The organism is Streptomyces sp. NPDC001852 (assembly GCF_042891825.1).
In the GTDB taxonomy this organism is placed as follows: domain Bacteria; phylum Actinomycetota; class Actinomycetes; order Streptomycetales; family Streptomycetaceae; genus Streptomyces.
The window spans coordinates 159148-170741 of record NZ_JBIATN010000002.1 but is presented as its reverse complement, the minus strand read 5'-3'; the positions used below and the strand labels follow the sequence as shown (position 1 = coordinate 170741).

Genomic DNA, 11594 nt, shown 5'->3' with positions numbered 1-11594 from the left:
ACGCCGGTGGCCGGCGGTTACTCGGACCGCAGGCCGTCCAGGAAGCCGAGCGCCACCCGCCAGGTGGCCTCGGCGGCCTCGGCGTCGTAGTCCGGCAGCCCGGGATCGGTGTAGAGGTGCCCGGCGCCGGCGTAGCGGTAGACCTCCACATCGGCTCCGGCCCGGCCCATCTGCAGATACCAGGCGGTCAGCCAGTCGTCCGTCTCGAACGGGTCCGGCTCGGCCACATGCAGCTGCACCGGCAGCTCGTCCACGTGCGCCGTCGGCGCGATGTCCGACGTGCCGTGCAGAAGCAGCAGTCCGCGCGCCTTGTCGTCGCCGAGGGCGAGGGTCTGGGCGATCGAGGCGCCGAGCGAGAACCCGGCGTACACCAGCCCGCGGTCCGAGTACGGGGCCGCCGCCAGCACGGCCCGCTTCAGCAGCTCCTCCTTGCCGAGCGACTCGTTGAACTCCATGCCCGCCTCGACGGTGTCGAACGTGCGCCCCTCGAAGAGGTCCGGCGTCCACACCTCGTGGCCGGCCGCGCGCAGCCGGTCCGCGGCCTCGCGCACCGCGGGCCTGAGGCCGTAGGTCGAGTGAAAAAGCATGATGTTCATGGGGCCATGGTGCCAGCCGGTGCCACAGCGCCGGACCCGCCGTACCCGGGAACACGCCGAACTCACATGTTCACGGCCGCGCGGCACCGGTTAGGAGGGCAGGCATGGAGAACCTAGTCCGTCCCGTGATCGTGATCGGCGGCTCGGTCCTGCTCACTCTGGCCATCGGCTGGGCGACCGACCGGCTGCTGCGCAAGGCCGACGAACGTGACCACGACTCGCCGCTGTGGGGGCTGCTGCGCCGCGGCCGCATCCCCTACCAGCTCGTGCTGTGCGCCGCGCTGCTCCGCGGGTCCTACGACCAGGCGAAGCTGCTGGAGCAGCACCAGGCCGGCATCGGCCGGGCACTGACGCTGGTGTTGATCGGCTCCGCCGCCTGGCTGGTGATCCGGATCGCCGCGGCGGTCGTCGAGACCACCTACAGCCGCTACGCCCGAGCGCACCGGGATCCGGCCCGGGTGCGCAGGGTGCGCACCCAGGTGGAGCTGATCATGCGGGTGGTGTCCGCGATCGTCATCGTCGTGGCGATCGCCTCCATGCTGCTGACGTTCCCGGCGATGCGCGCGGCCGGCGCCTCGCTGCTGGCCTCGGCGGGCATCCTCGGCATCGTGGCCGGTGTCGCCGCCCAGTCGACCCTGTCCAACATGTTCGCCGGGCTGCAGATCGCCTTCGGCGACATGGTGCGCATCGGCGACACGGTCGTCGTGGACGGCGAGTGGGGCACGGTCGAGGAGATCACCCTGACCTTTCTGACGGTACGGACCTGGGACGAGCGCCGGATCACCATGCCGGTGTCGTACTTCACCTCCAAACCCTTCGAGAACTGGTCGCGGGGCACCCCGCAGATGACCGGCACCGTCTTCTGGCACCTGGACCACAGCGCACCCGTCGAGGCGATGCGCGAGAAGCTGCGCGACATCCTGCGCGAGTGCCCCGCCTGGGACGGCCGCGCCTACAGCCTCGTGATGACGGACAGCACGCCGAACACCGTCCAGGTACGCGCCCTGATGACCGCGAAGGACTCGGACGACATCTGGGCGGTACGGGTCGCGGTGCGCGAGCGGATGATCACCTGGCTGGCGGCGGAGCACCCCTACGCGCTGCCCCGGGTCAACACCGCCGATGCCGTGCCGCGTCCCTCGGAGCCCGTCAGTGTCCCCGCTCCGCACCGCCGTTGACCTGGATGACCTGCGAAGTGATGTGCCCGGCGCCGGGCGAGGCCAGCCAGTGCAGGGTCGCGGCCACGTCTCCCGGTGTCCCCGCGCGGCCGGTCGAGGTCTCGGCGATGAGCTGCGCCCGCCGCTCCGGCGCGGGGCCGGCGCCGAAGAACTCGGTGTCCTCGACGTAACCGGGCGCGACCACGTTCACCGTGATACCGCGCGGCCCCAGCTCCCGGGCCAGATCGTGGGCGTACGGGTGGAGCGCGGCCTTGGACGCCGCGTAGGCGCCGCCGCCCGAACCGCGGTAGGCGGCGATCGAGCTCAGGAAGAGCACCCGCCCGCCCGGTTCGGCGAGCCGGTCCTTCAGGGCCTCGGTGAGGAGAGCGGCCGTCAGGGTGTTGAGTCTGAAGTTGTCGGACCAGGTGTGGGCCACCCGCTCCAGTGGGTCGTCGCCGGCCGGCGGATGCTGGCCACCGGCGCCCCCGGCGCTGTGCACGAGCACGTCGACCGTGCCGAGTTCCCGGGCGACGAGCTCGGCCGCGCGCCGTACGTCCGCCGGCTCGGTCAGGTCCGCCGCACAGGTGAGGGAGCCGGGCACGGCGGCCTTCTCCAGCACCTCCGCGCGCCGCCCCAGCAACAGGACCCGGTCGCCGTCCGCCGCGAACGCCTGCGCCGCCGCCAGCCCGATGCCCGTACCGCCACCACTGATCACGATGTTGCGAGTCATGATCCGAGAGTAGGAGCCTGCCACCGCCGATGCCGGGATTTATCCACAGGTCCGGCACATTCATATGACTTTCCATCCACAGGGCTCACCGCAGACTGCGCACGTCGAGATGCCGGAGCACCCGGTCCACGATCTCCGGATCCGCGCCCGGCTCGCTCCGCGCCGCCAGGACCGCGTGCCGCGCCGCGCTCAGCATCTCGTTCTGGATGTTCCGGATCCGCCGCAGCCGCTTGGCCCGCTGGTGCTGCGCCTCCCTCCGCTCCTCCTCCCCCATGTCGGGACTGATCCGGATGCCGATGTCGAAGGCTCGCCGCAGCATCTGCTCGGACAGTTCCTCGGGCAGCTCCTCCACCTGTTCGATCTCCCGCAGCCTGCGCTTGGCCGCCTTCGCGGCCCGCACCGCCAGCTCCTTCTCGAACTCCTTCTCCCGCTCGGAGTCGGCGCGCACGCCGAGCCACCTGACGAGAGACGGCAGCGTGAGGCCCTGCAGGACGAGCGTGACGACGATGACCCCGAAGGCGATGAAGATGATCTCGTCCCGGTCGGGGAACGGGGAGCCGTCGTCGGTCCTCAGCGGGACGGCCAGCGCCAGCGCCACCGAGGCCACCCCGCGCATCCCCGACCACCACATCACCACGGTCTCCCGCCAGCTGACCGGGATCTCCTCGTCGTAGTTCCGCCGCGCGTGCAGCCGCTTGGTCAGCCAGGTCGCGGGCAGCAGCCACGCCAGCCGTACGACGATCACCACGCCCACCACAGCGGCGGCCCAGCCGAGCAGCTCGCCCCAGCGCCCCTGGGCCGTGCGGACGGCGTTGTGCAGTTCGAGGCCGATGAGCCCGAACGCCACCCCGGTGACCAGGGTGTCGATGATGTCCCAGAAGGTGTGCCCGGCCAGCCGGGTCATCACGTCGTCGGCGTCCGTGGCGTACTCGGCGAGGAACAGCGCGGTGGTGAGCACCGCGAGCACCCCGGAGCCGTGCAGTTTCTCCGCGAGCACGTAGGAGGCGTACGGCACCAGCAGGGTCATGCCGATCTGCAGGGTCGGATCGCCCAGCAGGTCCATGAGCCTGTTCGCACCCCAGCCCAGCACCAGGCCCACGGCCAGCGCGACGACGGCGGACAGCACGAGGTCCCGGCCCGCCTGCCACGCCGAGAACGAGCCGCTCACGACCGCGGCGATCGCCACGTGGTAGAGCACGATCGCGGTGACGTCGTTGAACAGCCCCTCGCCCTCCAGGATCGACACCAGGCGGCGCGGCAGCCCGAGCTGCCCGGCGACACTGGTCGCGGCGACCGGGTCGGGCGGGGCGATCAGCGCGCCGAGCGCGAAGGCGGCGGCGATCGGCAGCCCCGGCACGATGGCGGTGGCGACGAACGCCACGCACACCATCGTGACGAACACCAGCGCGACGGCCAGCAGGAGGATCGGGCGGACGTTGGCCGCGAACTGCCGCCAGGAGGTGCGCCGTACGGCGGCGTAGAGCAGCGGCGGAAGCAGCCCGGGCAGGATCAGCTCGGGCGGGATGTCCACGTTCGGCACGAAGTCGGCCACTGCGAGGGCGCCGCCGAACAGGGTCATCAGCACCGGCGCCGGCACCCTGAGCCGGTTCCCCACCGGGACGCTCACCAGGGCGCCGAGCAGCAGGACGAACAGCAGGGCCAACTGATCCACGGCCGGCGCTCCGGGAGTCGACGATCACACGGCAGGCCTCAAGACTGCCATCCGGCCGGCGGCGACGCCCGCCGCCACGGGGGCGCCGCACAGGGCCCGCAGGGCACTCCGCACGGCCCACGGGGAGCGCCCCGAATGCCTACAGGGCGCGGCGCATCGCCCGGTGCGGGATGCCGGCGTCAGGGAACTCCGGGCCGTACGCCGCGTAACCGAGCCGCTCGTAGAAGCCCAGCGCCTGGGTCTGTGCGTGCAGGTCCACGGCGGTGAGGCCACGCACGCGTGCCGCGTCCTCGATGGCCCTCACCAGGGCCACGCCGACGCCGAGACCCCGGGCCGCACGGGCCACGGCGAGCCGCCCCAGGGAGCCCACCGAGGCGTCCCCGCCGGTCTTCGCCGCCGCGGCCTCGCCGTGCAGCAGCCGCCCGGTGCCGAGCGGCACACCGTCCTCGCGAACCGCCAGCACATGCACGGCCACCGCGTCGTAGGCGTCGTACTCGATGGTCTCGTCGACGCCCTGCTCCACGACGAAGACCTCCTTGCGGACCCCGAAGCAGGCCTCGAGGTCGGCGGGGTCCACGGCGATCCGGACGGTGTACGGCGCGCTCACGCGTACGTCTCCTCGCGGACCTGGTCGAGGGCCTTCTGCAGGTCCTCCGGGTAGGCGCTCTCGAACTCCACCCACTGGCCGTCCCCGGGGTGCTCGAAGCCGAGGCGCACGGCGTGCAGCCACTGGCGGGTCAGGCGCAGCCGCTTGGCGAGGGTGGGGTCGGCGCCGTACGTGAGGTCGCCGACGCAGGGGTGGCGGTGGGCGGACATGTGGACGCGGATCTGGTGGGTGCGGCCGGTCTCCAGCTTCACGTCCAGCAGGGAGGCGGCGCGGAACGCCTCGATGAGGTCGTAGTGCGTCACCGACGGCTTGCCCTCGGCCGTGACCGCCCACTTGTAGTCGTGGTTCGGGTGGCGGCCGATCGGCGCGTCGATCGTGCCGCTCGTCGGGTCCGGGTGGCCCTGGACCAGGGTGTGGTACCGCTTGTCGACCGTGCGCTCCTTGAACTGGCGCTTGAGCGAGGTGTACGCCCGCTCCGACTTGGCGACCACCATCAGGCCCGAGGTGCCGACGTCCAGGCGGTGCACGATGCCCTGGCGCTCGGCGGCGCCGGAGGTGGAGATCCGGTACCCGGCGGCGGCGAGACCGCCGATGACGGTGGGGCCGCTCCAGCCCGGCGACGGATGCGCGGCCACGCCGACCGGCTTGACGATCACGACCACGTCCTCGTCGTCGTGCACGATCTCCATGCCCTCGACCGGCTCGGCGACCACCTGCACCGGCGCGGGCGCCTGCGGCATCTCGACCTCCAGCCAGGCACCGCCGCGCACCCGCTCGGACTTGCCGACCACCGAGCCGTCGACCTGGACCTTGCCGGCCGCGGCCAGCTCCGCCGCCTTCGTGCGGGAGAAGCCGAACATGCGGGAGATGGCGGCGTCGACGCGCTCGCCCTCCAGGCCGTCGGGCACGGGCAGGGTACGGATCTCGGGAATCGTGCTCACCCGTCGAGTATGCCGGACGGGTGGCACCGGCCCGCACGAGCCTGTGGACAACCGCCCGCGGGCGGCGCCGGCCTCAGTCCTTGTGGACCGTGCCGTCCGGGTCCAGGCCCCGGAAGGACAGCAGGACGATCAGTATGCCGCCGCACACGATGGCCGAGTCGGCCAGGTTGAACACGGCGAAGCCCTTGGGCGCGATGAAGTCCACGACCTTGCCCTCGAACACACCGGGCGACCGGAAGATCCGGTCGGTGAGGTTGCCGAGGGCGCCGCCCAGCAGCAGGCCCAGCGCGATGGCCCAGGGGTAGCTGTAGAGCTTGCGGGCCAGGCGGATGATCACCACGATCACGGCCGCGGCGATCAGGGTGAAGATGACCGTGAAGGCCGCACCGAAGCCGAAGGCCGCACCCGGGTTGCGGGTGGCGTTCAGCTCCAGCCAGTCCCCGACGACCCTGATCGGCTCGTGACCCTCCAGCTTGGCGACCACGAGCAGCTTGCTGATCAGGTCGAGGGAGTACGCGAACGCGGCCACCGCGAACAGCAGGGCGATCCGGCGCCCGCGACGGCCCCTGGCCTCCGCCGCGCCCTGCTGCTCGCCGCCGTCGTCCGGGGTGTCCGGCGTACCGATGATGCGCTCCGCCTCTGCCACGTGAGTCCCTCAACCTAGGTGCCTGACTGAGGACGAGACTACGGCACGGCCCCGCGCCATCAGGAGCGGCGTTCCTGCTTCTGCTTGCACTCGACGCACAGCGTGGCCCTGGGGAAGGCCTGCATCCGGGCCTTGCCGATGGGGTTGCCGCAGTTCTCGCACAGGCCGTAGGTACCCGCGTCCAGCCGCTCCAGGGCGTGCTCGTTCTGGATCAGCATCTCGCGCGCGTTGGCGGCGAGCGCCAGTTCGTGCTCGCGCGTGATGTTCTTGGTACCGGTGTCGGCCTGGTCGTCTCCCGCGCCGTCCCCGGAGTCCCGCATCAGGCCCGCGAGGGACGCCTCGGAGGAGCTGATCTCGGCGCGCAGCCGCTCCACCTCGGACAGCAGCTCGGCACGGGCCTCGGCGACCTCTTCCGGGGTCCAGGGGTCCTCACCGGGGCGCACCGCCAGCTCGCCGGGCTCCGCCGCGGCGACCCGTGCCTTGGGAACGGCGGTCTCCGCCGTGGCCGTGCCAGGAGTCTTCTTCGCAACCACTGTCGTGGCTCCCGTCTGCTTCGCGGCCCGCGCCGCGCCCGCCTTCTTGGCCCTGCTCGCGTCGGCCGCCTCCGGGGAGACGCCCTCCGCGGCCGCCCGCCTGCCGCCTGCCTTCCGGGCCGGCGCCTTCCTGACGGCCGTGTCCGCCACCGCTCCCTTCGCCGCCGGCTTCTTTCCACCGGTCTTCTTGGCCGTGGTCTTCCTGGCCGCGGTCTTCCTGGCCGCGGTCTTCTTCGCCGCGGTCTTCTTCGCCGCGGTCTCCCTGGCCGCGGTCTCCTTGGCCGTGGCCTTCTTCGGTGCCGTCGGCTCGTCGCCCACCGCCTCCTTGACGGTGGCCTTCCTGGCCGGAGCTTCCGTGGCCGTGGCCTTCTCGGCCTGGGCGTCCTTGGCGGCGGTCTTCCTCACAGCTGCCTTCCTGCCGGCCATCGCCACTCCGTCCGCCTTCTTGGCAGCCGCAGCCGTCTTCTTTCCGGCCGCCTTTTCGGTGACCGTTTCGTTGACCGTCTCCCGCGCCGGAGCCGTCCGGACGGCCGTCTCCCTGGCCGCCGTCTCCCTGGCCGCCGTCTTCCTGGCCGTGGCCTTCTTTGCCGCGACCTTCTCTGCCGTGGCCTTCCCTGCGGCCGATTTCCCGGCGGTCGGCTCCGTCTGCTGCCCCCTCGTGCCCTTTCCCCCGGTCACCCTCTTCTTCCCGGCCATTTCCCTGGCCTCACCGCCGGAGGCAGCCGCGCCGGGAGCGGCCGCGCGGGAGGCGGCCGCACCCCCGCGCCGACCGGTCGCCGGCGGCTGTACGGCGGTCCTTTTCGCCACCATGGCCGCGACCCCTTCACATATTGTGATGTTGCTCGCGAATCGTGCTGGGACGATAAATCGACTTGGGTCCCGCGGCAACGGGGCACACCGCCCGATTCGCCCGCCCGCACCCCCCGCGCAACGGGCCTGCATCCGTTGTGCCCAGCTCCCCGCCGGGTAATCCGCCGGGCCCGGCCTGCCCGGACCCGAGCGCCCGACCCCTGGCCATTCGGGTCATCCAGGACCGTCACACGGCCGGCGGGCGCACCGCGCGGAAAAGCGGTCGGCCGCTGTCCGCGCGGCGCCGTACACTGGGCGGAGCGAAAAGCGTGGATGGGGACGAGTAGCGGCGTACGCAGCCCAGAGCGACCCGGGGACGGTGTGAGCCCGGGGGCGAGCGCGACGTGAAGATCACCCCGGAGCCGCCGGAAGAAAGCCGCAGCCGATGAGCGACGGCGAGTAGAACCGGCTTCGCGACCCCAATGAGGGGGCTCACCGGCGTGTACGGCGCGGCGGGGGGCCAAGGAGGGTGGTACCGCGGGAGCGCGCCGCACACGGCGTAAGCAGGATCGAAGGCTCTCGTCCCTCCGACGGAAGGCAGCAAGTCCGTTGGAGGATGCTCGCAGATGACAGCGCCGACGTACCGCCAGGTGCCCGCACAGGTCGACCTGCCCGCTCTTGAGCACGCCGTGCTCGACTTCTGGCGCGAGCAGAAGGTCTTCGCCAAGAGCCTGGAGCAGTCCGAGGGCCGCCCGGAATGGGTGTTCTACGAAGGCCCGCCCACCGCCAACGGCATGCCCGGCGCCCACCACATCGAGGCGCGCGTCTTCAAGGACGTCTTCCCCCGCTTCCGCACCATGCGCGGCTACCACGTGGCCCGCAAGGCCGGCTGGGACTGCCACGGCCTGCCCGTGGAGCTGGCCGTCGAGAAGGAGCTGGGCTTCTCCGGCAAGCAGGACATCGAGGCGTACGGCATCGCCGAGTTCAACGCCAGGTGCCGCGAGTCCGTGACCCGGCACACCGACGCCTTCGCCGAGCTGACGACCCGCATGGGCTACTGGGTCGACCTGGACGACGCCTACCGGACCATGGACCCCGAGTACGTGGAGTCGGTCTGGTGGTCGCTGAAGGAGATCTTCACCAAGGGCCTGCTGGTCCAGGACCACCGCGTCGCCCCCTGGTGCCCGCGCTGCGGCACCGGTCTGTCCGACCACGAGCTGGCGCAGGGCTACGAGACGGTCGTCGACCCGTCCGTGTACGTCCGTTTCCCGCTCACCTCCGGTCCGCTCGCCGGCGAGGCCGCGCTCCTGGTGTGGACGACGACCCCCTGGACCCTGGTGTCCAACACGGCGGTCGCCGCGCACCCGGAGGTCACCTACGTCGTCGCGACCAACGGCGAGGAGAAGCTCGTCGTCGCCGAGCCGCTGCTCGCCAAGGCGCTCGGCGAGGGCTGGGAGGCGACGGGCCGGACCTTCACCGGCGCCGAGATGGAGCGCTGGAACTACCAACGTCCGTTCGAACTCGTCGGGTTCCCGGAGCCGGCCCACTACGTGGTGAACGCCGACTATGTGACGACCGAGGACGGTACGGGTCTGGTCCACCAGTCCCCCGCCTTCGGTGAGGACGACCTCAAGGTGTGCCGCTCCTACGGCCTGCCCGTCGTGAACCCGGTCCGTCCGGACGGCACCTTCGAGGAGGACGTCCCGCTGGTCGGCGGCGTCTTCTTCAAGAAGGCGGACGAAAAACTCACCGAGGACCTCCAGCAGCGCGGTCTGCTCTTCCGGCACGTCGCGTACGAGCACAGCTACCCGCACTGCTGGCGCTGCCACACCGCGCTGCTCTACTACGCGCAGCCCTCCTGGTACATCCGCACCACCGCGGTCAAGGACCGCCTCATCCAGGAGAACGAGAAGACCAACTGGTTCCCGGAGACGGTCAAGCACGGCCGGTACGGCGACTGGCTGAACAACAACATCGACTGGGCGCTGTCCCGCAACCGCTACTGGGGCACCCCGCTGCCGATCTGGCGCTGCGAGGACGACCACCTCACCTGCGTGGGCTCCCGCGCGGAGCTGACCGAGCTGACCGGCACCGACCAGTCGGGCCTCGACCCGCACCGCCCGTACATCGACGAGGTCACCTTCGCCTGCCGTCACGACGGCTGCGGCAGGACCGCCACGCGCGTGCCGGAGGTCATCGACGCCTGGTACGACTCGGGTTCCATGCCGTTCGCGCAGTGGGGCTACCCGTACAAGAACAAGGAGCTGTTCGAGGCCCGCTACCCGGCCCAGTTCATCTCCGAGGCGATCGACCAGACCCGCGGCTGGTTCTACACGCTGATGGCCGTCGGCACGCTCGTCTTCGACAAGTCGTCGTACGAGAACGTCGTCTGCCTGGGCCACATCCTGGCCGAGGACGGCCGCAAGATGTCCAAGCACCTGGGCAACATCCTGCAGCCGATCCCGCTCATGGACCAGCACGGCGCGGACGCGGTGCGCTGGTTCATGGCGGCAGGCGGCTCACCGTGGGCGGCCCGCCGCGTCGGCCACGGCACCATCCAGGAGGTCGTCCGCAAGACCCTGCTGACGTACTGGAACACGGTGGCCTTCCAGGCGCTGTACGCCCGTACGTCCCAGTGGGCGCCCAGCGCAGCGGATCCGGCCCCGGCCGAGCGCCCGCTGCTGGACCGCTGGCTGCTGTCCGAGCTGCACGCGCTCACCGACCAGGTGACGCAGTCCCTGGAGGCGTACGACACCCAGCGCGCCGGCAAGCTGCTGTCCGCGTTCGTGGACGACCTGTCCAACTGGTACGTCCGCCGTTCGCGGCGCCGGTTCTGGCAGGGCGACAAGGCCGCGCTGCGCACGCTGCACGAGGTCCTGGAGACGGTCACCAAGCTGATGGCGCCGATCACCCCGTTCATCACCGAGCGGGTGTGGCAGGACCTGGTCGTGCCGGTGACCCCGGGCGCGCCGGAGTCCGTGCACCTGGCCGCCTGGCCCGAGGCGGACCTGTCCTCCATCGACCCGGAGCTGTCGAAGCAGATGGTCCTGGTCCGCCGCCTGGTCGAGCTGGGCCGGGCCACGCGCGCGGAGTCGGGCGTCAAGACGCGTCAGCCGCTGTCCCGCGCGCTGATCGCGGCGACCGGCTTCGAGACCCTGGACCCCGAGCTGCACACGCAGATCACCGAGGAGCTGAACGTCTCCTCGCTGGCGTCGCTCTCCGAGGTCGGCGGCTCGCTGGTGGACACCACCGCCAAGGCCAACTTCCGTGCGCTGGGCAAGCGGTTCGGCAAGCGGGTGCAGGACGTGGCCAAGGCCATCGCGCACGCGGACGCGGCCGCGCTGTCCCTGGCCCTGCGTGAGGGCACGGCGTCGGTGGAGGTCGACGGGGAGACGGTCACCCTCGCGCCCGACGAGGTGATCATCACCGAAACCCCGCGCGAGGGCTGGTCGGTGGCCTCCGACTCCGGTGCCACGGTGGCCCTGGACCTGGAGATCACCGAGGAGCTGCGGCAGGCGGGCCTGGCCCGTGACGCGATCCGGCTGATCCAGGAGGCCCGCAAGAACAGCGGCCTGGACGTGGCCGACCGCATCGCCCTGCGCTGGGCATCGACCGACCCCGCGGTGGTCGCCGCGCTGACGGAGCACAGCGAGCTGATCGCCGAGGAGGTCTTGTCGACGGACTTCGCGCAGGGTGAGGCCGACGACAGCTTCGGCGAGCCGTTCACCGACGAGGGTCTGTCCCTGTCGTTCCGGCTGCGCAAGGCGTAAGCGGCGGCCAGGAAGGGCCCGGCTCCCCCTGGGGGTCCGGGTCCTTCCCGCTTTCCGGCAGGCGCAACGTGTCGAGGCCCGCGGACACCGGCAGCGATCGGTCAGGTCCCCGGCTCACGGCAAGATCGAGGCGATGCGCGCCGGCCTCACCGC

9 protein-coding genes are annotated in these 11594 nt (G+C 71.5%); 2 read left to right on the top strand and 7 right to left on the bottom strand.

From position 1 onward, the window contains the following. Positions 1 to 17: 17 nt before the first annotated feature. Positions 18 to 596, bottom strand: a complete 579-nt coding sequence (locus ACFYZB_RS03450) for a dienelactone hydrolase family protein (protein WP_388753786.1) — start codon at positions 594 to 596, stop codon at positions 18 to 20. A 104-nt stretch (positions 597 to 700) separates the two neighbouring features. Between ACFYZB_RS03450 and ACFYZB_RS03445 the strand changes: the two genes are divergently transcribed. Continuing rightward, positions 701 to 1774 carry a mechanosensitive ion channel family protein gene (locus tag ACFYZB_RS03445; protein ID WP_388753784.1) on the top strand — a complete coding sequence of 358 codons (1074 nt, stop codon included), beginning with the start codon at positions 701 to 703 and terminating at the stop codon, positions 1772 to 1774. On the opposite strand, the gene ACFYZB_RS03440 is transcribed toward ACFYZB_RS03445, so the two are convergent. The 6 genes from ACFYZB_RS03440 to ACFYZB_RS03415 form a co-directional block, all read right to left on the bottom strand. Next, on the bottom strand, positions 1746 to 2483 hold the full coding sequence (locus ACFYZB_RS03440) for an SDR family NAD(P)-dependent oxidoreductase (protein ID WP_388753781.1): 738 nt from the start codon (positions 2481 to 2483) through the stop codon (positions 1746 to 1748). The genes ACFYZB_RS03445 and ACFYZB_RS03440 overlap by 29 nt on opposite strands. An 85-nt stretch (positions 2484 to 2568) precedes the next feature. After that, on the bottom strand, positions 2569 to 4155 hold the full coding sequence (locus ACFYZB_RS03435; RefSeq protein WP_388753779.1) for a Na+/H+ antiporter: 1587 nt from the start codon (positions 4153 to 4155) through the stop codon (positions 2569 to 2571). A gap of 139 nt (positions 4156 to 4294) precedes the next feature. Beyond that, positions 4295 to 4762 carry a GNAT family N-acetyltransferase gene (locus ACFYZB_RS03430; RefSeq protein WP_388753776.1) on the bottom strand — a complete coding sequence of 156 codons (468 nt, stop codon included), beginning with the start codon at positions 4760 to 4762 and terminating at the stop codon, positions 4295 to 4297. Beyond that, complete coding sequence (locus ACFYZB_RS03425) at positions 4759 to 5703, bottom strand: RluA family pseudouridine synthase (protein ID WP_351209260.1); 945 nt, start codon at positions 5701 to 5703, stop codon at positions 4759 to 4761. The genes ACFYZB_RS03430 and ACFYZB_RS03425 overlap by 4 nt, the downstream gene beginning before the upstream one ends. Positions 5704 to 5776: 73 nt before the next feature. After that, positions 5777 to 6349, bottom strand: a complete 573-nt coding sequence (gene lspA / locus ACFYZB_RS03420; protein ID WP_388753773.1) for a signal peptidase II — start codon at positions 6347 to 6349, stop codon at positions 5777 to 5779. 59 nt (positions 6350 to 6408) lie between these two features. Then, positions 6409 to 7692, bottom strand: a complete 1284-nt coding sequence (locus ACFYZB_RS03415) for a TraR/DksA C4-type zinc finger protein (RefSeq protein ID WP_388753771.1) — start codon at positions 7690 to 7692, stop codon at positions 6409 to 6411. 605 nt (positions 7693 to 8297) lie between these two features. Here ACFYZB_RS03415 and ileS point away from each other — a divergent pair. Continuing rightward, positions 8298 to 11441, top strand: a complete 3144-nt coding sequence (gene ileS, locus ACFYZB_RS03410; protein WP_388753768.1) for an isoleucine--tRNA ligase — start codon at positions 8298 to 8300, stop codon at positions 11439 to 11441. Positions 11442 to 11594: the final 153 nt, after the last annotated feature.